Genomic DNA, 21581 nt, shown 5'->3' on the forward strand with positions numbered 1-21581 from the left:
TTTGTGTATGTTGTCCATTGATTTACCCATTGAATAACCCCAATGAAATTACATTCTGCTCGTTTTGCCTTGCCTTCCTTTCGCCGCAGCCTGATCGGCGCCGCCGTCATGGCCATCTGTTCCGGCCACGCGCTGGCCGTCCAGCCATTTACTGTCAAGGACATCCGGGTCGAAGGGATCCAGCGTACCGAAGCGGGCACCGTCTTTGCCTACCTGCCGGTGCGGGTCGGCGAAACGTTCTCCGACGAGAAGAGTATCGCCGCCATCAAGGCCCTGTATGCGACGGGCATGTTCAAGGATGTGCGCCTGGAAGCCGATGGCGACGTGCTGGTGGTGCTGGTCGAGGAACGTCCGGCCATCGCTTCCGTGGCATTTACGGGTACCAAGGAATTTGAAAAGGATGTGCTGGTCAAGGCATTGAAGGAAATCGGCGTGGGTGAAGCCAAGATTTTCGACAAGGCGTCTGTTGACCGCGCGGAACAGGAACTCAAGCGCCAGTATCTGTCGCATGGCCTGTATGGCGTGAAGATCACCACCACCGTCACGCCGATCGAGCGCAACCGCGTCAACGTGGTGTTCGCCGTCGACGAGGGCGACGTGGCCCGTATCAAGCAGATCAACATCGTCGGCAACAAGGCCTTCACCGACAAGGAACTGCGCGAGCAGCTGGCCCTGAACACGGGCGGCTGGTTCAGCTGGTACACCAAGGCCGATCAATATTCGAAGACCAAGCTGACGGGCGACATCGAGTCGCTCAAATCCTACTACCTGGACCGCGGCTATATCGAGATGCAGGTCGATTCGACGCAAGTGTCGATCACGCCCGATAAAAAAGACATTTACCTGACGATCAATATCACCGAAGGTGAAAAGTACAAGATCGCCGGCACCAAGTTCGAAGGCGAGATGTTTGGCCGCGAAGAAGAGCTGAAAGCCCTGAACCTGATGCGCGAAGGCGAAATCTATTCGGGCGCGCGCCTGACGGCGACGAACAAGCGCATCCAGGATCGCCTGGCCACGTTCGGCTACGCGTTCGCCAACGTCAACGCCAATCCGGAAATCAACCGTGAAAAGCATGAAGTCGGTTTCACCTTCTTCATCGATCCGGGCAAGCGCGTCTACGTGCGCCACATGAATATCGCCGGCAATACCACCACGCGCGATGAAGTCATCCGCCGCGAATTCCGCCAGTTCGAATCGTCCTGGTATGACAGCAACAAGATCAAGCTGTCGCGCGACCGTGTCGACCGTCTGGGCTACTTCAAGGACGTGACCATCGATACGCCGGAAGCGCAGGGCACGACCGACCAGGTCGACGTCAACGTGACGGTGGTGGAAAAACCAACGGGTAACTTCCTGATCGGCGGCGCCTTCTCGCAGTCGGAAAAATTCACCCTGTCGGCGTCGATTTCGCAGGCCAACTTTGCCGGTAGCGGCAACACGGTCGGCATTGAACTCAATACCAGTCATTACAGCCGCACGATTGCGTTTTCGCAAACCAACCCGTACTTCACGGATGACGGCATTTCGCGCAGCTTTGAAGTCTACCTGCGGACGACGGAACCGCCGGCGCTGAACATCGGCAGCTACAAGATCAAGCAAACCGGTGGCCGCGTCAGTTTCGGCGTGCCGTTCTCCGAAGTCGACACCGTGTTCTTCGGTATCGGCGGCGAGCGCTCGCGCATCGAGACCGACGTCACCAGCCCGATCCGCTTCAAGCAGTACGTGGTCGACAATGGCGGCCCGTCCGACGGTATCGGTTCGGCCACCACCAATTCCATCCCGCTGACGGCGGCATGGCAGCGCGACAGCCGCGACAGCGCGCTGACGCCATCGATCGGCCGCTACCAGCGCGTCAACCTGGAGGCTGACCTGATCGGCGACCAGAAGTACTTCCGTGCCATCTACGAGCACCAGTACTTCCGTCCGCTGTTCAGCAAGGTCACCCTGGCGCTGAAGGGCGAGATCGATTACGGCCACGGTATCGGCAAGCACGTGTATCCAGTCTTCAAGAACTTCTACGGCGGCGGCATCGGTTCCGTGCGCGGCTACCTGAGTTCCTCGCTGGGCGCGGTCGAACCGAGCACCAACGATGCCCTGGGCGGCGCTTCGCGCCTGATCGGTAACGCGGAACTGCAGATGCCATTCCCTGGTTCGGGCAATGACCGCAGCCTGCGCTGGTTCGGTTTCCTTGACGGCGGCCAGGTCTACCAGGAAGGCGAAAAAATGCGGATTTCACAATTGCGCTATTCTGCTGGCTTGGGCATCAGCTGGATTTCACCGGTGGGCCCGCTCAAGCTGAGCTATGCCAAACCGCTGAACGCCAAGCCGACGGACCGCCTGGAGCGCTTCCAGTTCCAGATGGGCACCGGTTTCTAACCGGCCATCTGAACCGGGGCGACAGCTTTTACTTTTTGACCATGGAGTATCATGAACACCGCATCCGCCACCCTGCCCAAGTCCCTTGCCATGATTGCATTGTGCTGGAGTTCGCTGTTGCCGGTGCAGGCGCAGGCTCAGGAGTCGAAGATCGCCTGGATCAGCAGCGAACGTATTTATAACGAATCGAGGCTGGCCAAGCTGGCCAGCGCCAAGCTGGCCGAAGAGTTCCGCTCGCGCGAAAAAGCCGTGCAGGAACTGGCGGCCCGTTTCAAGGTCGCCAACGAAGCCCTGGAAAAGGACATGCCGACCCTGAGCGAGGCGGAGCGCGCCAAGCGCCAGCGCGAGTTTTTCGAGCTGGACAAGGAACTGCAGCGCCGCCAGCGCGAGTTCCGCGAAGACCTGAGTCAGCGCACGAACGAAGAGCGCAGCGCCATCGCGGAAAAAGCCAACACCATCATCCAGCAGATGGCGCATATCGAAGGATATGACATCGTGCTGCAGGAAGCCCTGTGGGCCAGCCCGCGCATCGACATCACCGACAAGGTCCTGAAGGCGCTGGACAAGTAATTGTAATAGTTTTTACGCCTGGCAGTGCCGTAGCGAGCGGATGTGAGTTGTGGTTGAGAAGCGGAGCTGTGCGCATGCACAGTGAGCATCGGAGACCGCAAATCGCGCCGCGCAGTAGGCAGTGGCAGGCGTTTTTATAAGGGTTTCATAGATGGGCACTCGACTAGGAGAATTGGTCGAACGCTTCGGCGGACAATTGGCGGGCGATCCCAACCTGGAAGTTACAGGCATCGCACCGCTGGCCGACGCCGGCGCTTCGCACATCAGCTTTCTCAGCAATAGCAAATTCCGCGCACAGGCGGCCCAGAGCGGCGCCGCCGCGCTGATCCTCACGCCGGCCGACGACGCGCTGATCGGCGACGAGTACGCGGGCGCGCGCATCGTCACACCGAATCCCTATGTGTATTTCGCGCGCGCAGCGCAGTATTTCGCCGCCCTGCACGAGATCAAGGCCCCGGTCGGCATCCACCCGGGCGCCTTTGTCGACGCCAGCGCGCAGGTTGACGCCAGCGCCTCCGTCGGCGTGCATGCGGTGATCGAAGCGGGTGCCGTGATCGGTGCCGGCTGCGTCATCGGGCCTGGCTGCGTGGTGGGGCGCGACGCCGTCATCGGCGCGGGCACGCAACTGCTGGCCAACGTGACCTTCCATGCGCGCTGCGTGATCGGCCAGCGCGGCATCATCCATTCGGGCGCCGTGATCGGCACCGACGGATTCGGCTTCGCCAACGAAGGCGGCGTGTACATCAAGATTCCGCAGACGGGCAGGGTGGTGATCGGTGACGATGTCGATATCGGCGCCAACACCACCATCGACCGCGGCGCACTGGCCGATACCATCATCGAAGATGGCGTCAAGCTCGATAACCAGATCCAGATCGGCCATAACTGCCGCATCGGCGCACACACGGCCATGGCCGGCTGCGTCGGCGTGGCCGGCAGCGCCATCATCGGCAAGTACTGCACCTTTGGCGGCGCAGCCATGGTGCTGGGCCACCTGACCATCGCCGACCGCGTCCACGTGGGCTCGGGCAGCATGGTCTCGCGTTCGATCGCGGAGCCGGGCCAGTACACGGGTTTTTATCCGCTGGCCAAGAACGCCGACTGGGAAAAGAGCGCCGCCATCGTGCGCAACCTGTCAAGCATGCGCGAGAAGATCCGCACGCTTGAAAAAACAATTAAAACACTGACCACGCAAGACGAAAAATGACTACTGAAAAAAAGACCCTCGACATCCTGGCCATCAAATCGCTGCTGCCGCACCGCTATCCGCTGCTGCTGGTTGACCGCGTGCTGGACTGGGAAGCGAACAAAACCATCACCGCCATCAAGAACGTGACGGTCAACGAAGAGTTCTTCCAGGGCCATTTCCCGCACAAGCCGGTCATGCCCGGCGTGCTGATGATCGAAGCGCTGGCGCAAACGGCGGCCTTGCTGTCGTTCCTGTCGATGGGCGTGAAACCGGACGAAAATTCGGTGGTGTACTTCGTCGGCATCGACAATGCGCGCTTCAAGCGTCCTGTCGAACCGGGCGACCAGCTGAAGATGGATGTGGAAATCCTGCGCGTCTCGCGCGGCATCTGGAAATACAAGGCAGTCGGCTCCGTCGACGGCAAAGTGGCGCTGGAAGCGGAACTGATGTGCACCATCCGCAGCGCGCAGGATGCGAGCCAGTCTGCGAGCCAGCCAGCGGGGCAGTAACATGGCGGCCATCCACTCCACGGCAGTCATTGATCCGAAGGCCGAGCTCGACAGCTCGGTCGAGGTGGGTCCGTACACCATCATCGGTCCGCACGTGCGCATCGGCGCCGGCACCAAGGTCGGTCCGCACGTGGTCATCGACGGCCACACGACGATCGGCAGCGAGAACCACCTGTTCCAGTTTTCTTCCATCGGCGCGCAGCCGCAGGATAAAAAATGGGCAGGCGAGGCGACGCGCCTGGAAATCGGCGACCGCAATACCATCCGCGAATTCTGCACCTTCAACACGGGTACCGTGCAGGGCGGCGGGGTGACGCGCCTGGGCAACGACAACTGGATTTCGGCATACGTGCACCTGGCGCACGACTGCCTGGTGGGCAACAACACCATTTTTTCGAACAACGCCCAGCTGGCGGGCCACGTGGAGATCGGCGACTGGGTCATCATGAGCGGCTTCGCCAACGTGCACCAGTTCTGCAAGATCGGCGCGCATGCCTTTGTCGGCATGAGCACCAGCCTGACGCAGGACGTGCCGCCTTTTGTGCTGTTGAACGGCAATCCGGCGCAGGCGCATGGCGTCAATATCGAGGGCTTGAAACGCCGCGGTTTTACGCGCGAGCAGATCAACGGCATCCGCACCGCGTATAAACTCATCTACCGCTCGGGACTGACCCTGGAAGAATCGAAGGCAGCCCTGTTCGAAGAAGAAGCGGCGTCGACGCCCGAGGTGGCGCAACACATTCGCGCCATGCGCGAATTCCTTGGCGTGGCCTCGCGTGGCATCGTCCGCTGACCACGCCAGCGGCCTCGCTGTCGCCAACGTCGCCATCGTCGCCGGCGAGGTGTCGGGCGACCTGCTGGCCAGCCGGCTGCTGTCCGGCCTCGTGCCGCAGCTGCCCGGTGCCCGCTTCCACGGCATCGGCGGCGAGCACATGGTCAAACAGGGCTTTATTTCCGACTGGCCGCTCGACAAGCTGACGGTACGCGGCCTGTTCGAGATCATTCCCCGCTACCGCGAAATCAAGGGCATCCAGAACGCGCTGCGCGACCAGCTGCTGGCGGAGCGTCCCGCCGTCTTCATCGGCGCCGACTATCCGGGCTTCAACCTGGGGCTGGAACAGCAGCTCAAGGAAGGCGGCATCCCCACCGTGCACTACATCGGGCCGCAGATCTGGGCCTGGCGCGGTGGCCGCATCAAGAAAATCATCAAGGCCGTCTCGCACATGCTGGTGATCTTTCCGTTCGAGGAAGAGATCTACCGCAAGGCGGGCGTGCCCGTTACCTATGTCGGCCATCCGCTGGCCGAAATGATCCCCCTGCAGCCCGACGAAGCGGCCGCGCGCCGCACCCTGGGCTTGCCCGAAGACGCGAATGTCGTGACCCTGATGCCGGGCAGCCGCATGGGCGAGCTCAAATACAATACGGTGGCGTTCGTGGCCGCCTGCAAGCTGCTGCTGGCGCGCGACCGCTCCTTGCGTTTCGTCGCGCCCATGGCCGGCGAAAAACAGCGCCAGTACTTTTTGCAACTGATCCGCGAAGCGGGCTTGCAGGACGTCGAGATACTGCTGACGGATGGCGGCTCGCACACGGCCATCTGCGCCGCCGATGCTGTGCTGGTGGCGTCGGGCACAGCCTCGCTGGAAGTAGCGCTGTACAAGAAACCCATGGTCATCGCCTACAAGATGATGCGCGCCTCGTGGGAAATCATGCGCCACATGGGTTATCAGCCGTGGATTGGTTTGCCCAACATCCTGGCGCGCGACTACCTGGTGCCCGAGCTGCTGCAAAACGCGGCCAGCCCGGAAGCGCTGGCCGAGGCCATGTGGCAGCAGTTGAGCGACATTCCCGGCCGTCTGCGCCTGGTGCAGCGCTTCACTGACATGCACCACAGCCTGCTGCGCGACAGCGCGCGCGAAAGCGCCAACGCCGTCATGCAAGTCATCGCCGCCAACCGCAAGTAGCTTCCGATCACCGCTTCAACTGCAGTACCAACCAAAGATTCAACGTGAAAAATATCTATCCCGGCCTGTTTGACGACTTGCCATTCTCGCTCGATGAAATCATCTGCGGCGTCGACGAGGCAGGGCGCGGTCCGCTGGCCGGCCCCGTGTTTGCCGCCGCCGTGATCCTCGACCCGAACCAGCCCATCGACGGCTTGCGCGATTCGAAAAAGCTCACCGAAGCCAGGCGCGACCTGCTGGCGCCGCAAATCAAGGCCAAGGCCCTGGCCTGGGCCATCGCCGAAGCGTCGGAAGAGGAAATCGACCGCCTGAACATTTTGCAGGCGTCGATGCTGGCCATGCGCCGCGCCGTCGAGGCTTTGAGTACCGTGCCGACCCTGGCCCTGATCGACGGCAACCGCTGTCCCGTGATGCCAACACGCGGCATGGCCATCATCGGCGGCGACGACAAGGTCGATTCGATTTCCGCCGCCTCGATCCTGGCCAAGACGGCGCGCGACGCGGCCCTCGTGCACCTGCATGCGGCCTATCCCGAATACTGCTTCGACCAGCACAAGGGCTATGGCACGAAATTGCACCTGGAGCGCCTGCACCTGCACGGCGCCTCGCCCGTGCACCGCCGCTCGTTCGCGCCCGTGCGCAACGTGATTGCCCTGTTTGGCGGACAGGAGGTGGTGGCATGAAGACGATTACCTCGCGCGACAATGCGCAATACAAGGATTTGCTGAAACTGGCGGGCAGTTCGCAGGCGCGCCGCAAGTCGGGCCGCACCCTGCTCGACGGCGTGCACCTGTGCCAGTCTTATCTGCAGCTGCGCGGCATGCCGGAGCAGTGCATCGTCAGCGAAAGCGCCTTGCAGAACCCGGAAGTGGCGGACATCGTCGGCCAGCTGGAAAGCCAGCGTGCGCACGTTCTGGGCTTGCCCGACGCGCTGTATAACGCGGTGAGCCAGGTCGAGCACGGCGTGGGCGTGATGTTCCTCGTCGAGACGCCGGAACGGGCCGTCACGCAGCCGCTGAGCGTATCGGCCGTGCTGCTCGATAACCTGCAGGACCCGGGCAACGTGGGTTCCATCCTGCGCAGCGCGGCCGCCGCCGGCATTACGCAGGTGTACTGCAGCGCCGGCACGGCTTTCTGCTGGTCGCCGAAGGTGCTGCGCGCGGCGATGGGCGCACACTTCGTGCTCGACATTTTTGAAAACGTCGACCTGGCGGCGCTTGTTTCCGGCGCCAAGGTGGCGACGCTCGCCACCAGCGGCTATGCCACGCAGCGATTGTACGACGTCGACCTGCGCCAGCCCGTCGCCTGGCTGTTCGGCCATGAAGGGCAGGGCGTTGCCGACGACCTGCTGTCGATGGCGACGCACCAGGTGGTCATTCCCCACCTGGGCCAGATCGAATCGCTGAACGTGGCCGCCTGCGCCGCCGTCTGCTTCTTCGAGCAGCTGCGCCAGGGCCAGGCCTGAACAGGGTAGCCATGACTTTCCCCCTGCTTGCCGACGGTGCCGTACGTGACGAAGCCTGGTGGCGCCAGGTGGCCGCGTTGTATCCTGCGCCGCCGGACGCCATCGTCAATCTCGAACACGGCTATTTCGGCGCCATGGCCGCACCCGTGCAAGCGGCCTTCGAGCAGGCCGTGCGCTACACCAACGAGCAGCTGAGTCCTTTCGTGCGCGGCGAGTTTACGCGCACGCATGTGGATATCCTGCGCCGGCGCGTCGCCGCGCTGATCCAGGCGGAACCGCACGAGATATTGCTGACGCGCAGCGGCACCGAGTCCATGCAGGTGCTGATCACGCAATACCACGGACTGGCGCCCGGCGATACGGTGCTGTGGAGTAATCTCGACTATCCGGCCATGCGCACGGCCATGCGCTGGCTGGCGCAGCGCCGTGGCGTCACCAGCACGCAAGTCACATTGCGCTTGCCCATCAGCGATGACGAGATCGTTGCCAGTTACGCGCAAGCCATGCGCCAGGCCGTCAAGCCCAAGTTGCTGCTGCTGTCGCAGGTGACGCCGGCCAACGGCCAGCAATTGCCGGTGCAGGCCATCATGGCGCTGGCGCGCGAGCACGGCATCGATGTGCTGCTCGACAGCGCCCATGCGCTGGGGCAAGTCGACGTGGACGTACAGGCCATGGGCGTCGATTTCGCCGGTTTCAATCTGCACAAATGGCTGGGGGCGCCGGCGGGACTGGGTGTCGTGTATATCCGCGCATCGCAGCTGCACAAGATCGAGCCGCATTTTGGCGACGAGGATTATCCGCCAGCGGATATCCGCAGCCGGCTGCACATGGGTATGCCGCCGATCGGCGCCATCCTGGCCGCGCCCGCCGCATTGGACTTCCATGCGCGCCTGGGCGGCACGCCGGCCAAGATGGAACGCCTGGCCTGGCTGCGCGATTACTGGGTCAGCCGCGCCGCGCAGCTGCCCGGCGTGCGCATGTTGTCGCCGCTCGATGCGAAACGGGGCACGGCGCTGGCGGCCTTTGCCGTCGACGGCATGAGCGCGCGCCAGTTGCAGCAAGCCTTGCTGCAGCGCTTTGGCATTTTCACGGTGGAGCGCAATATCGGCGATACCGACATCGTGCGCGCCACGGTGGCCGTCACCACCACTACCGCTGAACTGGACCGGCTGGTGGCGGCGCTGACGGTGCTGTCCCGCGAGGCGAACGCCTGACAAAACCGTCGCGAGCGGAAGGGAGAGGTGGCCGAGAAGCGCAACCGTACTTCTAGTACGGTGAGCATCGCAAGCCGCCTATACCGACGCGCAGCAGGTTTGGTCAGGCGTTCTAGTACTCGCGGCGGTTCGGCTTAATCTCTTGCAGGATCGTCGTGGAGATCTCTTCGATCGACTTGGTGGTCGACGACAGCCAGCGGATACCCTCGCGTTTCATCATCTTTTCCGCTTCGTTGACCTCGTAACGGCAGTTTTCGATGGCCGCATACTTGCTTCCAGCGCGTCTTTCGTTGCGTATTTCCGACAAACGTTCGGGCGTAATGCTCAATCCGAAAATTTTATTCTTAAATTCCAGCAAGGCCGATGGCAGCTTGTCGCGCTCGAAATCGTCGGGAATCAGCGGATAATTGGCTGCCTTGATGCCGTATTGCATGGCCAGATACAGGCTGGTCGGGGTCTTGCCAGAGCGTGAAACACCCACCAGAATGACATCGGCCGAAGACAGGTTCTTGTGCGACTGGCCATCGTCGTGCGCCAGCGAATAATTGATCGCTTCGATGCGGTTCTTGTATTCCTCGCTGTCGACGATGTTGTGCGAGCGCCCGATGGTATGGGTCGACATCACGCCCAGCTCCTGCTCCAGCGGGGCGACAAAGGTCTGGATCAGGTCCATGTGCATGCCGCTGGACTTGCGGATCACGGCCGACAGGTCGTTCTTCACCAGGGTCGAGAAAATGATCGGGCGCTGGCCATCGGTGGCGAAGGCTTCGTTGATCTTGCGCGCCGCCTCGTAGGCCTTGTCCATGGTATCGATGAAGGGCAGGCGGATCTGGCGGAAGCGCAGATCGAACTGCGTCAGCACCGAGTGGCCGAAGGTCTCGGCGGTGATGCCGGTGCCGTCGGAAACGAAGAAGACGGTGCGGGCCGCGGAGGGCAGAGGAGGGCGTGGTTCTTGTGTCATGGGTTTTCGGATCAAGATTGTGCGTCGTCAATTTGCGCCGCACAAGGTAAAATGGCTGCAACGGTATGATTGTGCTGCACGACGCCAAGAATAACAAGAAGACTGTCTGTGCGCCTCGCGTAAAGATTTCTATCATCAGTAAGGGTGTCATTATGACCAACGCAGTATCGCAACAGCAGGAAGACAAGGACGCGGTGTATGTTGCCTCGTTCGAGCATTTGCGCATGACGGATGTCGAATCCGTCGGCGGCAAGAACGCCTCCCTGGGCGAAATGATCAGCCAACTGGCGGAAGCCGGCGTGCGCGTGCCCGGTGGCTTTGCCACCACGGCGCAGGCATTCCGCGATTTCCTGTCATATAGCGCCAACGGCGGCTTGCCGCTGGCCGAACGCATCGCTCAGCGCCTCGAAGGGCTGAACATCGATGACGTACGCTCGCTGGCGCAAGCCGGCGCCGAGATCCGTCAATGGATCGTGGAAACGCCATTCCAGCCACGCCTGGCCGCCGAAATCGACCAGTTCTACGCCAAGCTGGTGGCCGATTCCGACACCGAAATGTCGTTTGCCGTACGTTCCTCGGCCACGGCGGAAGACTTGCCGGACGCGTCTTTTGCTGGTCAGCAAGAAACCTTCCTGAACGTGGTCGGCATCGACAATGTGCTCGAGGCCATGAAGCAGGTGTTCGCGTCGCTGTACAACGACCGCGCCATCTCGTACCGCGTGCACAAGGGCTTTACGCACGCTGAAGTGGCCCTGTCGGCCGGCGTGCAGCGCATGGTGCGCTCCGACCTGGGCGCCGCCGGCGTGATGTTTACCATCGATACCGAATCGGGCTTCAAGGACGTGGTCTTCGTCACATCCAGTTATGGCCTGGGCGAAACCGTGGTGCAGGGCGCCGTCAATCCCGACGAATTCTATGTGCACAAGCCGATGTTGGAAAAAGGCAAGTCGCCTGTGATCCGCCGCAATATTGGCTCGAAACTGCTGAAGATGGAATTCACGAACGAAGCGAAAGCCGGCCGTTCCGTGAAAACCGTCGACGTGCCCGTCGAAATGCGCAACCGCTACTCGCTGAACGACAGCGAAGTGGTGGAGCTGGCAAAATACGCCGTCATCATCGAAAACCACTATGGCCGTCCGATGGACATCGAGTGGGGCAAGGATGGCCGCGACGGCAAGTTGTACATCCTGCAAGCGCGTCCTGAAACCGTCAAGTCGCAGCAAAAGGCGACCGACGTGCAAGAGCGCTTCAAGCTGAAAAGCACCGGCACCGTGCTGACCTCCGGCCGCGCTATCGGCCAGAAGATCGGCGCCGGCCCCGTGCGCGTGATCCACGATCCGGCCGACATGGAACGCGTGCAGCCAGGCGACGTGCTCGTTGCCGACATGACGGACCCGAACTGGGAACCGGTCATGAAGCGCGCTTCGGCCATCGTCACCAACCGTGGCGGTCGTACTTGCCATGCGGCAATTATTGCGCGTGAGCTCGGTGTGCCGGCCGTCGTCGGCTGCGGCAACGCCACCGACGTGTTGAAAGACGGCACCTTTGTCACCGTGGTGTGCTCCGAAGGCGACGAAGGCAAGATTTACGATGGCTTGCTGGAAACGGAAGTGTCGGAAGTGTCGCGCGGCGAATTGCCGAAGCTCGATACCAAGATCATGCTCAACGTGGGCAATCCGCAACTGGCGTTCGACTTCCAGTCCGTGCCGAATGCGGGCGTGGGCCTGGCGCGCCTGGAATTCATCATCAATAACAATATTGGTGTGCACCCGCGCGCGATCCTTGAATACCCGAACATCGATGCCGACCTGAAAAAGGCCGTGGAATCGGTGGCGCGTGGCCATGCTTCGCCAAAAGCGTTCTACATCGACAAGCTGGCCGAAGGCATTGCCACCATCGCCGCCGCGTTCTGGCCGAAAAAAGTCATCGTGCGCCTGTCCGACTTCAAGTCGAACGAGTATAAGAAGCTGATCGGCGGTTCGCGCTACGAGCCGGACGAGGAAAACCCGATGCTGGGCTTCCGCGGCGCGGCGCGCTACCTGTCGGCCGACTTCTCCGAAGCGTTCAACATGGAATGCGAAGCGATGAAGCGCGTGCGCAATGACATGGGCCTGACGAACGTGGAAATCATGGTGCCATTCGTACGCACCCTGGGCCAGGCCGAGAAAGTCATCGACTTGCTGGCGAAGAATGGCTTGAAGCGCGGCGAGAACGACTTGCGCGTCATCATGATGTGCGAAGTGCCGTCGAACGCCATCCTGGCCGACCAGTTCCTCGACCATTTCGACGGCTTCTCGATCGGTTCGAACGATCTGACCCAGCTGACCCTGGGCCTGGACCGCGATTCCGGCATGGAATTGCTGGCCGCCGACTTCGACGAGCGCGATCCTGCCGTGAAAGCCCTGCTGGCCCTGGCCATCAAGGCTTGCCTGGCACGCGGCAAGTACATCGGCATTTGCGGCCAGGGTCCTTCCGACCATCCGGACTTCGCCGTCTGGCTGATGGAGCAGGGCATCGAATCGATGTCGCTGAACCCGGACTCGGTGATCGACACCTGGCAAAAGCTCGCTGCGCTGAAAGCGTAAGCGTCTTGTCCGCCTTCTGAAAACCCGCTGCCGCTCACCCGGCAGCGGGTTTTTTTATGCCTGCCACGCGGCGCACGCCTGTATTCGATGGCATTGCGCCAGATCAGCTAAAATGATTCCACCAATACATTGAAACGGGAGTTCTCATGGCAAGCAAGAAACCGAGCAAAGTGGCAAAGATCGACATCGGCATTTCCGAGGCGGACCGCGCGAAGATTGCGGAGGGCCTGTCCGGCCTGCTGGCCGACAGCTACACCTTGTACCTGATGACCCATAATTTTCACTGGAACGTCAAGGGGCCGATGTTCAACACCCTGCACCTGATGTTCATGACGCAATACACGGAACAGTGGGCCGCGCTGGACCTGATCGCCGAGCGCATCCGCGCCCTCGGCTATCCGGCGCCCGGTACCTACAAGGAATTCGTCAAGCTGGCCTCGATCAAGGAAATCGACGGCGTGCCGCCGGCGCTGGACATGGTCAGCCACCTGGTATCGGCACAGGAAGCGACCGCGCGCACGGCGCGCCGCCTGTTCCCGCTGCTGGAAAAAGCCAATGACCAGCCGACGGCCGACCTGATCACGCAGCGCCTCGATTTGCATGAAAAGACGGCGTGGATGTTGCGCAGCCTGCTGGAAGAGTAATTGCCGGGCCTGCGGCGCTAATTCGTCCCTGCCTATTGACGCCATCAGGAATTGCGTTAGACTGCTTGTATATAGGTGTTTGGCAAGAATAATATCAGGCAGTAATACGCATTAAACCCCGTCGCTTATATAGGCTGCGGGGTTTTTTATTTTCGGATTCGCAAAGATGGAGGCATCATGGCTGAATGGGTGGGCTGGTTTGTGGCGGCTGGCGCGGTATTGATCCTGGAGCTGTTTACGGGCACGTTTTATTTGCTGATGATCGCCATCGGTATCAGTGCCGGAGGACTGGTGGCGCTGGCGGGCGGCAATGGCGGCTGGCAAGCCCTGACGGCCGCCATTGTCGGCGTGGCGGCCACCCTGTTATTGCGGCGCAGCCGTTTTGCCAAGGCGGCGCGGCGCGATGCGGCGCAGGATCCGAATGTCAATCTCGATATCGGCCAAAGCGTGGCGGTTGCGCATTGGGTCGATGGCGCGGCGCGCGTCATGTACCGCGGCGCCTTGTGGGATGTGGAACTGATTCCCGGCAGCGATACGCAAGCCGGCCATTACACCATCCGTGCCGTGCGTGGCAGCCGTTTGATTGTTGGATAACCTGGAGAGTAGATTATGGAAGTAAGCACTGGTAGCGTGTCGCTGATCTTGTTATTGCTGGCATTGGTATTTGTCTTCAAGACGGTCAATGTGGTGCCGCAGCAGCATGCCTGGGTGGTGGAGCGCCTGGGCAAGTTCCATGCGGTATTGGGCCCTGGCTTGAATATCGTCGTGCCTTTTGTCGATCGTATCGCCTACAAGCACGTGCTCAAGGAAATTCCGCTCGACGTGCCGCCGCAGGTATGTATTACGCGCGACAATACGCAATTGCAGGTCGATGGCATTCTGTATTTCCAGATTACCGACGCCATGCGTGCTTCGTATGGCTCGTCGAATTATATCGCCGCCATTACGCAACTTGCGCAAACGACCTTGCGTTCGGTGATCGGTAAAATGGAACTCGACAAGACATTTGAAGAACGCGACCATATCAATACGGCTATCGTGAATGCCATCGATGAATCGGCGGCGAATTGGGGCGTCAAGGTATTGCGCTATGAAATCAAGGATTTGACGCCGCCCAAAGAGATACTGCATGCGATGCAGGCGCAGATTACGGCTGAGCGCGAAAAGCGCGCGCTGATTGCCGCCTCGGAAGGGCGCAAGCAGGAGCAGATCAATATCGCCAGCGGCGAGCGCGAAGCGGCGATTGCCCGCTCGGAAGGCGAAAAGCAGGCGTCGATCAACCGCGCCGAAGGCCAGGCCACGGCCATCGTCGCGCTGGCGCAAGCCAGTGCCGAAGCGCTGCGCCAGGTAGGTGCCGCCATCCGTGAGCCGGGTGGCGAAGATGCCGTCAACCTGAAGGTGGCCGAACAGTATGTGGGCGCGTTCGCGCAATTGGCGAAAACAAATAACTCGATTATCGTGCCGGCCAATCTGGGCGATATGAGCGGTTTGATCGCCACGGCGATGCAGGTGGTGAAAACGCAAAAGCCGAAAGGCGGCGTGGCGATTCCCTGATTGCCTGGTGAATAGCAAACTCGTAGCAAGTTTGTCGTCAAAACTGCCCGCCATATCGCGGGCAGTTTTCATTTGTGCTGCTGGAATATATGCTGGCAACAGGGCTCGAGTATCTGCGCTTTAAATGGTAATGTTGAAAATATTTTCTTTATGCTATGCTGTGCGCACTTTCGGGATTATATGCTGTCGTACGACGCTTATCTTTTTGATTGAAGTAAAATCTGCTGCTCATGCATTGCGATGACTCAACCGATATCCGCAGCGGATACTTGGGTAGTGTTTGGGAGTTGAGGCATAATTGGCGATGGTATTGCTCCAATGTATATTTTGAATTGCAATTTATGATTACTATAAATTGCAATGAGGCAGAAAGTGCTGCAAAATAAATACCGTCGATGGTGCTGCATTGAATCGCGATCGCACAAGGCAGGGAAGTCGGCGCAGACAGTCGGTCCAGCGCGATGTCCGCTCCCTGGATTGAAGACTTACATCATCTGAAGGTCGGGGAAGTCGGGTTTTTGGTAAAAGAATTGTAAAAAACAATCAAATCTCAAGAAAAATCACCTCAGTCGCGTTACAATTGGATAGAATTTAACTGTTCAGTTATATTTTTCAACTCACACAAGGAAATATCATGGATCTGTCCAGCTTATCCCTGTCCGAACTGCGCACCTTGCAGGACGACATCAAGAAGCAAATGAAGAAACGCGAACAGGACGACCTATCCAAAGCGCGCGAACAAATCCTGGCAATCGCCCAGAGCGTTGGCGTTTCCGTAAAAGATCTGGTTGGTACCGGTATCCGCGCTAAAACCGGCACGGTCGCAGTACGCTATCGCAATCCGGATGATGCGACGCAGCAATGGACTGGCCGTGGCCGTCAACCGAAATGGGTCAAAGAGTGGACCGATTCGGGCAAGTCGCGCGATCTGCTGAAGGTTTGATCCTGAAGGTTTAAAAAACCGCTCATTCGGATGCTTGCCCTGTGGAGTGACAGGTGTAGTACAAGGCAGCATGCAAGCATCCGGAACTTTTCTGATTAATTGTCTTTGGCCAGGTGGGCAAAGCTGATTCATTCGCTTATCTCCACGGTATTTTCAATAATACCTGTCTTATTCCGCAGTATCTCTTCATTTTCCTGTTTTTGTCCCAGTGCGCTGTGCATTTCCGCTTGCCGCAGGCGCCGGCAAAATAAAACCCGGCATATAGCCGGGCTTGGTGGTATTGGAGCAGATCGCTGCGCGTGGTGCCGGATCAGCGGCGGTGCGACTTCATTGCCGCCTGCACTTCGCGCGCGCCGTCACGATCGCGTTCCGCTGCCCGCTTGTCATGCTGTTTCTTGCCCTTGGCCAGGCCGATTTCGCATTTTACGCGGCCGCCCTTGTAGTGCAGGTTGAGCGGCACCAGCGTATAGCCGGAGCGTTCCACCTTGCCGATCAGTTTATCCATTTCCGTGCGGTGCAGCAGCAGCTTGCGCGTGCGTACGGCTTCCGGGTGGATGTGGGTGGAGGCGGTCGGCAGGGCGCTGATATGCGCGCCGAACAGGAAGAGTTCATCGCCGCGGACGACAACGTAGGCTTCCTTGATTTGTACGCGGGCGTCGCGGATGGCTTTGACTTCCCAGCCTTCCAGCACGATGCCGGCTTCGTAGCGATCCTCGATAAAGTAGTCGTGGAAGGCTTTTCTGTTGTCTGCTATGGTCATGAGATGGTAAATGTGCGCGGGTCGGTTAAACTACTGTCTCGCGCAAGCGCGATAAAATCAAATGTATCCAACATCATAGCAAATGGTTCTTCAATGGCAGTAGTACATAAATCAGTTTTTCTCGGCTATAGCGCCGAACAAATGTTCGCGCTGGTGGCGGCGGTGGAGGATTATCCCAAATTCCTGCCCTGGTGCGGTGCGGTCGAGATTCGCGAGCGGGGCGAGAACACGGTCGTCGCCAGCGTGGGCATACATTACCACGGCGTGCGCCAAAGCTTCACCACGTCCAACGAGAACGTGCCGCCGAGCTCCATCAAGATGAAGCTGGTGGACGGTCCTTTCAAGACCCTCGACGGCGTGTGGACCTTCAAGGCCCTGCGCGAAGATGCATGCAAGATCGAACTGGACCTGCACTACGAGTTTTCCAGCCGCGTGCTCGAGCAGATCATCGGCCCCGTCTTCGGCATGATCGCCAACAGCATGGTCGATTCCTTCTGCAAGCGCGCGGAGACGGTGTATGGCTGAAGCGGACATTGCGGTGCAGGTGTGTTACGCCTTGCCGGATAGCAGCTTTCTGCGCTCACTGAAGGTGCCTGCAGGCACCACCATCGGGCAGGCGGTGGAGCAGAGCGGCTTGCTGCAGGAAGTCCCCGGCATCGACCTGGCCGTGAATATGGTCGGCATCTATGGCAAGAAGAAGCCGTTGGACACCGTCTTGCGCGAGCATGACCGTATCGAGGTGTACCGTCCGCTGCAGGCAGACCCGAAAGAAGCGCGCCGCCGGCGTGCCAGCGGCAAGCCCGCCAAGACCTGACGGGTCTGGAAGAGGGCGGGGCTGCGGCTTGCGGCTGGCCCTGGCGGGACATTTTTTTGCTATTTCCAAATATCTTTTCTATGCTGCAAGGACGGAGGGCGCTTTTTTCTGTATAATCTGCTTTTGCGCCAATAGGAAATGCTATGCGTCTACTTCAAAAAGCACTCACATTCGATGACGTGCTGCTCGTCCCAGCCTACTCCAACGTTCTGCCCGCCGATACGTCCCTCAAAACTCGCCTGACCCGCAATATCACCCTGAATATTCCCTTGCTGTCCGCAGCCATGGATACGGTGACGGAAGCCCGCCTCGCGATCGCGATGGCCCAGGAAGGCGGCATCGGCATCATTCACAAGAATTTGAATCCGAAAGACCAGGCGCGTGAAGTGGCCCGCGTGAAGCGTTTCGAAGCCGGCGTGCTGCGCGACCCGATCACGATTCCGCCGGAAATGAAAATCCGCGACGTGATCGCCCTGACGGAACAATACGGCATCAGCGGTTTCCCTGTTGTCAAAGGCAAGGAAGTCGTCGGCATCATCACCAACCGCGATTTGCGCTTTGAGCAGGAACTCGACGCGGAAGCTTCCGCCAAGATGACCCCGCGCGAAAAACTCGTGGTCGTCAAGGAAGACGCCGATACGGCCGAAGCCAAGCGCCTGATGAACAAGCACCGCCTGGAGCGCGTGCTGGTCGTCAACGACGCGTTCGAGCTGCGCGGTCTGATCACCGTCAAGGATATCCAGAAGTCGACTTCCCACCCGTTCGCGTCGAAAGACAGCCAGGGCAAGCTGCTGGTCGGCGCTGCCGTCGGCGTAGGCGCCAAGGATGAAGAGCGCATCGATTTGCTGGTCGCTGCCGGCGTCGACGTGCTGGTGGTCGATACGGCCCACGGCCACTCGCAAGGCATTCTCGACCGCGTACGCTGGATCAAGACAAAGTATCCGCAAGTCGAAGTGATTGGCGGCAACATCGCTACCGCCGCTGCCGCCAAGGCGCTGGTCGAATACGGCGCCGATGCGGTCAAGGTCGGCATCGGTCCTGGCTCGATTTGCACCACGCGTATCGTCGCCGGTGTGGGTGTGCCACAAATCACGGCCATCTCGAATGTTGCTGAAGCACTGGAAGGCACGGGCGTGCCTTGTATCGCCGACGGCGGTATCCGTTTCTCGGGCGATATCTCGAAAGCGCTGGCCGCGGGCGCTTCGACCGTCATGATGGGTTCCATGTTTGCCGGTACGGAAGAAGCACCAGGCGAAGTGATCCTGTATCAGGGCCGCAGCTACAAGTCGTACCGCGGCATGGGTTCGCTGGGCGCGATGTCCGATGGTTCGGCTGACCGTTATTTCCAGGACGCCACGATGAAGGCCGACAAGTTCGTGCCTGAAGGTATCGAAGGCCGCGTGGCCTACAAGGGCAGCGTGCTGGCGATCATCTTCCAGCTGGTGGGCGGCGTGCGTCAATCGATGGGTTACTGCGGTTGCGCCACCATCGACGAACTGCGCGAAAAAGCGGAATTCGTGGAAATCACTTCGGCCGGCATGCGCGAGTCGCATGTCCATGATGTGCAGATTACCAAAGAAGCCCCTAACTACCGTTCAGAGTAATTAGCGACAGACCAGACCGGCGCCTAGTGCGCCGGTTTTGTAATGACCACAGATAAAGTCCCCATCATGCATTCTAAAATCCTCATTCTCGATTTCGGTTCCCAAGTCACCCAGTTGATCGCCCGCCGCGTGCGCGATTCCGGCGTGTTTTCCGAAGTCTTCCCGTATGACGTCAGCGACGAATTCGTGCGCAACTATGGCGCCGCCGGCGTGATCCTGTCGGGCAGCCACAATTCCACCCTGGACGGCGATTCGCCGCGCGCGCCGCAAGCCGTGTTCGAACTGGGCGTGCCCGTGCTGGGCATCTGCTACGGCATGCAAACCATGGCGGCCCAGCTGGGCGGCAAGGTGGAAAACGGCCTGGTGCGCGAATTCGGCTACGCCGAGGTGCGCGCCCGCAGCCATACCAAGTTGCTCAACGGTATTGCCGACTTCGTCACCGACGAAGGCCACGGCATGCTGAAAGTGTGGATGAGCCACGGCGACAAGGTGCTGGAAATGCCGCCAGGCTTCAAGCTGATGGGCAATACCCCGAGCTGCCCGATCGCCGCCATGGCCGACGAAGAGCGCCAGTTCTACGGCGTGCAATTCCACCCGGAAGTGACCCACACGGTGCAGGGCAAGGCCATGATCGGCCGCTTCGTGCATGAAATCTGCGGCTGCAAGTCGGACTGGAACATGCCCGACTACATCAGCGAAGCGGTGGAAAAGATCCGCGCGCAAGTCGGTAGCGACGACGTCATCCTGGGCCTGTCCGGCGGCGTCGATTCGTCCGTCGCGGCTGCCCTGATCCACCGCGCCATCGGCGACCAGCTGACCTGCGTCTTCGTCGACCACGGCTTGCTGCGCCTCGACGAAGGCAAGATGGTGATGGACATGTTCGCCAAGAACCTGGGCGTGAAAGTCATCCGCGTCGATGCGGAAGACCAGTTCATGGGCCATTTGGCCGGCGTCACCGACCCCGAGCAAAAGCGCAAGATCATCGGCCGTGAATTCGTCGAAGTCTTCCAGGTCGAATCGGGCAAGCTGGTGAATGCCAAATGGCTGGCGCAAGGCACGATTTACCCGGACGTGATCGAATCGGCAGGTAAAGGTAAAAAAGGCCAGACCATCAAGAGCCACCACAACGTGGGCGGCTTGCCGGACACCATGAAGCTCAAATTGCTCGAACCCTTGCGCGAACTGTTCAAGGATGAAGTGCGCAAACTGGGCGTGGCCCTGGGCTTGCCGCATGACATGGTCTACCGTCACCCATTCCCGGGCCCGGGCCTGGGCGTGCGCATCCTCGGCGAAGTCAAGAAAGACTATGCCGACCTGCTGCGCCGCGCCGATGCCATCTTCATCGAAGAATTGCGCAATACGCCGTACGAGTTCGTCGCCGGCCAGGCCGTTGACCCGGATGCGCTGCCAGCGAACTGGTACGAAGCGACCAGCCAGGCTTTCGCCGTCTTCCTGCCCGTCAAATCGGTGGGCGTGATGGGCGATGGCCGCACCTACGAATACGTGGTCGCCCTGCGCGCCGTGCAAACGCAAGACTTCATGACGGCCCACTGGGCGCACCTGCCGCACAGCTTGCTGGGCAAGGTCTCCAACCGCATCATCAATGAAGTGCGCGGCATCAACCGCGTCGTTTACGATATTTCGGGCAAGCCGCCGGCGACCATCGAGTGGGAATGATGGGTTCGCTTTAAGTAATTGATTTTAAAGTGAAAAATATATGGCCATTGATAATTCAAAAAAATTATCAATGGCCATTTTTTTGATGTGCATTCGGTTGATCCGTCGCGCCAAGGAAATGCGTGCATTGACGTCTCCAGCACGATCCCAAGTCAATGACTCCATCCAGCCATCAGGTAGTTTTTTGACTTCACAGGGCAGCGCATGGATCACGCTCCGCGTATTTCCCCGTGAGCTGCACCACTCCATCTACCGCGACTTTTCAGCAAGGTAGTGATCTGGCTATTTCTCGCTCTTGCTTGCGGACTCGGCGCAATCGAAGGCTTTTTGGGGAATGGCTTCGAGGCCTTGACGCGCGAGGTCCAGCAGCTCTATTTCTACGGTGCTGCCATTTTGCATGGACAGGCGCTTCACGGCGGAGGCAAGCACGGGGGGAAGTTCCAGAAAATTCAGGATCAGCGCCCCTCCGGCCGGCACTGGCGGGTCGATTTGCGTCCCTCTGGCGATGGGCAACGTCCCATGCACAAGCCAGGCGGTGCTGACGCCGAGGGCGGCGGCAATCTTTTCTGCCGCGTCCATAGGCAGTTTGGCTTTGCCTGATTCATAGCGATACAGTTGCGTGGGATTGATGCCCGCCACTTCGGCAAGCAGCACTTGTGAGATACGAAGATTCTCGCGGCCGCTTTTGAGCCGCTCAGAAACATGGGTGTTGCCAGACATACATATTGCCTTTCATATATACAACGTTCGTG

Annotated in this window: 22 protein-coding genes; 19 read left to right on the forward strand and 3 right to left on the reverse strand. The window is 59.9% G+C overall.

Features of this window, described 5'->3' with window-relative positions; all coding sequences use genetic code 11:
- The first annotated feature begins 42 nt into the window (after positions 1 to 42).
- The 9 genes from bamA (at position 43) to BZG29_RS13205 (ending at position 9287) form a co-directional block, all read left to right on the forward strand.
- Positions 43 to 2379 carry an outer membrane protein assembly factor BamA gene (gene bamA, locus BZG29_RS13165; protein WP_077403373.1) on the forward strand — a complete coding sequence of 779 codons (2337 nt, stop codon included), beginning with the start codon at positions 43 to 45 and terminating at the stop codon, positions 2377 to 2379.
- 51 nt (positions 2380 to 2430) lie between these two features.
- Positions 2431 to 2949 carry an OmpH family outer membrane protein gene (locus BZG29_RS13170; RefSeq protein ID WP_077403376.1) on the forward strand — a complete coding sequence of 173 codons (519 nt, stop codon included), beginning with the start codon at positions 2431 to 2433 and terminating at the stop codon, positions 2947 to 2949.
- Between the two features lie 151 nt (positions 2950 to 3100).
- Positions 3101 to 4156, forward strand: coding sequence for a UDP-3-O-(3-hydroxymyristoyl)glucosamine N-acyltransferase (gene lpxD / locus BZG29_RS13175; protein WP_077403380.1), 1056 nt, complete (start codon positions 3101 to 3103; stop codon positions 4154 to 4156).
- Entirely contained in the window at positions 4153 to 4647 is a 495-nt protein-coding gene (fabZ, locus tag BZG29_RS13180; protein ID WP_071077748.1) for a 3-hydroxyacyl-ACP dehydratase FabZ, read from the forward strand. The genes lpxD and fabZ overlap by 4 nt, the downstream gene beginning before the upstream one ends.
- 1 nt (position 4648) lies before the next feature.
- Positions 4649 to 5440, forward strand: a complete 792-nt coding sequence (gene lpxA / locus BZG29_RS13185) for an acyl-ACP--UDP-N-acetylglucosamine O-acyltransferase (protein WP_077403383.1) — start codon at positions 4649 to 4651, stop codon at positions 5438 to 5440.
- Positions 5424 to 6608, forward strand: coding sequence for a lipid-A-disaccharide synthase (lpxB, locus tag BZG29_RS13190; RefSeq protein WP_077403386.1), 1185 nt, complete (start codon positions 5424 to 5426; stop codon positions 6606 to 6608). The genes lpxA and lpxB overlap by 17 nt, the downstream gene beginning before the upstream one ends.
- 44 nt (positions 6609 to 6652) lie before the next feature.
- A complete protein-coding gene (gene rnhB / locus BZG29_RS13195) occupies positions 6653 to 7291 on the forward strand; it encodes a ribonuclease HII (RefSeq protein WP_077403389.1) in 639 nt (212 codons plus the stop codon).
- The gene (locus BZG29_RS13200; RefSeq protein ID WP_077403392.1) at positions 7288 to 8073 is read left to right on the forward strand and encodes an RNA methyltransferase; all 786 of its coding nucleotides are present in this window, start codon (positions 7288 to 7290) and stop codon (positions 8071 to 8073) included. The genes rnhB and BZG29_RS13200 overlap by 4 nt, the downstream gene beginning before the upstream one ends.
- 11 nt (positions 8074 to 8084) lie before the next feature.
- Positions 8085 to 9287: an aminotransferase class V-fold PLP-dependent enzyme gene (locus tag BZG29_RS13205; RefSeq protein WP_077403395.1), complete on the forward strand. Its 1203-nt coding sequence runs from the start codon at positions 8085 to 8087 to the stop codon at positions 9285 to 9287.
- A 112-nt stretch (positions 9288 to 9399) separates the two neighbouring features.
- On the opposite strand, the gene BZG29_RS13210 is transcribed toward BZG29_RS13205, so the two are convergent.
- Positions 9400 to 10248 carry a pyruvate, water dikinase regulatory protein gene (locus BZG29_RS13210; protein ID WP_035818186.1) on the reverse strand — a complete coding sequence of 283 codons (849 nt, stop codon included), beginning with the start codon at positions 10246 to 10248 and terminating at the stop codon, positions 9400 to 9402.
- 152 nt (positions 10249 to 10400) lie between these two features.
- Between BZG29_RS13210 and ppsA the strand changes: the two genes are divergently transcribed.
- The 5 genes from ppsA to BZG29_RS13235 all read left to right on the forward strand — a co-directional run bounded on the left by ppsA (position 10401) and on the right by BZG29_RS13235 (position 15974).
- Entirely contained in the window at positions 10401 to 12833 is a 2433-nt protein-coding gene (ppsA, locus tag BZG29_RS13215) for a phosphoenolpyruvate synthase (RefSeq protein ID WP_077409088.1), read from the forward strand.
- 146 nt (positions 12834 to 12979) lie between these two features.
- Complete coding sequence (locus tag BZG29_RS13220; protein WP_034752224.1) at positions 12980 to 13477, forward strand: Dps family protein; 498 nt, start codon at positions 12980 to 12982, stop codon at positions 13475 to 13477.
- A 177-nt stretch (positions 13478 to 13654) separates the two neighbouring features.
- The gene (locus BZG29_RS13225; protein ID WP_077403398.1) at positions 13655 to 14071 is read left to right on the forward strand and encodes an NfeD family protein; all 417 of its coding nucleotides are present in this window, start codon (positions 13655 to 13657) and stop codon (positions 14069 to 14071) included.
- Positions 14072 to 14086: 15 nt separating this feature from the next.
- Positions 14087 to 15031: a stomatin-like protein gene (locus tag BZG29_RS13230; RefSeq protein WP_035818190.1), complete on the forward strand. Its 945-nt coding sequence runs from the start codon at positions 14087 to 14089 to the stop codon at positions 15029 to 15031.
- A 634-nt stretch (positions 15032 to 15665) separates the two neighbouring features.
- On the forward strand, positions 15666 to 15974 hold the full coding sequence (locus BZG29_RS13235) for an H-NS histone family protein (RefSeq protein WP_010397665.1): 309 nt from the start codon (positions 15666 to 15668) through the stop codon (positions 15972 to 15974).
- Between the two features lie 310 nt (positions 15975 to 16284).
- Here BZG29_RS13235 and smpB read toward each other — a convergent pair whose 3' ends face one another.
- Entirely contained in the window at positions 16285 to 16734 is a 450-nt protein-coding gene (smpB, locus tag BZG29_RS13240) for an SsrA-binding protein SmpB (RefSeq protein ID WP_034752217.1), read from the reverse strand.
- Between the two features lie 93 nt (positions 16735 to 16827).
- Between smpB and BZG29_RS13245 the strand changes: the two genes are divergently transcribed.
- From BZG29_RS13245 to BZG29_RS27740, 5 genes are all read left to right on the forward strand, one after another.
- Positions 16828 to 17259 (forward strand): type II toxin-antitoxin system RatA family toxin, encoded by a 432-nt coding sequence (locus BZG29_RS13245; RefSeq protein ID WP_034752216.1) that lies wholly within the window; start codon positions 16828 to 16830, stop codon positions 17257 to 17259.
- A complete protein-coding gene (locus BZG29_RS13250) occupies positions 17252 to 17548 on the forward strand; it encodes an RnfH family protein (RefSeq protein WP_077403401.1) in 297 nt (98 codons plus the stop codon). The genes BZG29_RS13245 and BZG29_RS13250 overlap by 8 nt, the downstream gene beginning before the upstream one ends.
- A gap of 143 nt (positions 17549 to 17691) precedes the next feature.
- A complete protein-coding gene (guaB, locus tag BZG29_RS13255) occupies positions 17692 to 19152 on the forward strand; it encodes an IMP dehydrogenase (RefSeq protein ID WP_034752206.1) in 1461 nt (486 codons plus the stop codon).
- 66 nt (positions 19153 to 19218) lie between these two features.
- On the forward strand, positions 19219 to 20829 hold the full coding sequence (gene guaA, locus BZG29_RS13260; protein WP_034777714.1) for a glutamine-hydrolyzing GMP synthase: 1611 nt from the start codon (positions 19219 to 19221) through the stop codon (positions 20827 to 20829).
- A 40-nt stretch (positions 20830 to 20869) separates the two neighbouring features.
- Complete coding sequence (locus tag BZG29_RS27740) at positions 20870 to 21103, forward strand: hypothetical protein (protein WP_150130892.1); 234 nt, start codon at positions 20870 to 20872, stop codon at positions 21101 to 21103.
- An 8-nt stretch (positions 21104 to 21111) separates the two neighbouring features.
- Here the strand turns inward: BZG29_RS27740 and BZG29_RS13265 are convergent, their stop codons facing one another.
- Positions 21112 to 21549 (reverse strand): helix-turn-helix transcriptional regulator, encoded by a 438-nt coding sequence (locus BZG29_RS13265; protein ID WP_077403404.1) that lies wholly within the window; start codon positions 21547 to 21549, stop codon positions 21112 to 21114.
- Positions 21550 to 21581 lie beyond the last annotated feature (32 nt).

This window comes from Janthinobacterium sp. LM6 (assembly GCF_002002885.1).
GTDB classification, from domain to species: Bacteria; Pseudomonadota; Gammaproteobacteria; order Burkholderiales; family Burkholderiaceae_D; genus Janthinobacterium; species Janthinobacterium kumbetense.

Coding starts and splice junctions, on each gene's coding strand:
- bamA (WP_077403373.1), top strand. CDS start 43: ATGAAATTACATTCTGCTCGTTTTGCCTTGCCTTCCTTTCGCCGCAGC.
- BZG29_RS13170 (WP_077403376.1), top strand. CDS start 2,431: ATGAACACCGCATCCGCCACCCTGCCCAAGTCCCTTGCCATGATTGCA.
- lpxD (WP_077403380.1), top strand. CDS start 3,101: ATGGGCACTCGACTAGGAGAATTGGTCGAACGCTTCGGCGGACAATTG.
- fabZ (WP_071077748.1), top strand. CDS start 4,153: ATGACTACTGAAAAAAAGACCCTCGACATCCTGGCCATCAAATCGCTG.
- lpxA (WP_077403383.1), top strand. CDS start 4,649: ATGGCGGCCATCCACTCCACGGCAGTCATTGATCCGAAGGCCGAGCTC.
- BZG29_RS13200 (WP_077403392.1), top strand. CDS start 7,288: ATGAAGACGATTACCTCGCGCGACAATGCGCAATACAAGGATTTGCTG.
- BZG29_RS13205 (WP_077403395.1), top strand. CDS start 8,085: ATGACTTTCCCCCTGCTTGCCGACGGTGCCGTACGTGACGAAGCCTGG.
- BZG29_RS13210 (WP_035818186.1), bottom strand. CDS start 10,248: ATGACACAAGAACCACGCCCTCCTCTGCCCTCCGCGGCCCGCACCGTC.
- ppsA (WP_077409088.1), top strand. CDS start 10,401: ATGACCAACGCAGTATCGCAACAGCAGGAAGACAAGGACGCGGTGTAT.
- BZG29_RS13220 (WP_034752224.1), top strand. CDS start 12,980: ATGGCAAGCAAGAAACCGAGCAAAGTGGCAAAGATCGACATCGGCATT.
- BZG29_RS13225 (WP_077403398.1), top strand. CDS start 13,655: ATGGCTGAATGGGTGGGCTGGTTTGTGGCGGCTGGCGCGGTATTGATC.
- BZG29_RS13230 (WP_035818190.1), top strand. CDS start 14,087: ATGGAAGTAAGCACTGGTAGCGTGTCGCTGATCTTGTTATTGCTGGCA.
- BZG29_RS13235 (WP_010397665.1), top strand. CDS start 15,666: ATGGATCTGTCCAGCTTATCCCTGTCCGAACTGCGCACCTTGCAGGAC.
- smpB (WP_034752217.1), bottom strand. CDS start 16,734: ATGACCATAGCAGACAACAGAAAAGCCTTCCACGACTACTTTATCGAG.
- BZG29_RS13245 (WP_034752216.1), top strand. CDS start 16,828: ATGGCAGTAGTACATAAATCAGTTTTTCTCGGCTATAGCGCCGAACAA.
- BZG29_RS13250 (WP_077403401.1), top strand. CDS start 17,252: ATGGCTGAAGCGGACATTGCGGTGCAGGTGTGTTACGCCTTGCCGGAT.
- guaB (WP_034752206.1), top strand. CDS start 17,692: ATGCGTCTACTTCAAAAAGCACTCACATTCGATGACGTGCTGCTCGTC.
- guaA (WP_034777714.1), top strand. CDS start 19,219: ATGCATTCTAAAATCCTCATTCTCGATTTCGGTTCCCAAGTCACCCAG.
- BZG29_RS27740 (WP_150130892.1), top strand. CDS start 20,870: ATGGCCATTGATAATTCAAAAAAATTATCAATGGCCATTTTTTTGATG.
- BZG29_RS13265 (WP_077403404.1), bottom strand. CDS start 21,549: ATGTCTGGCAACACCCATGTTTCTGAGCGGCTCAAAAGCGGCCGCGAG.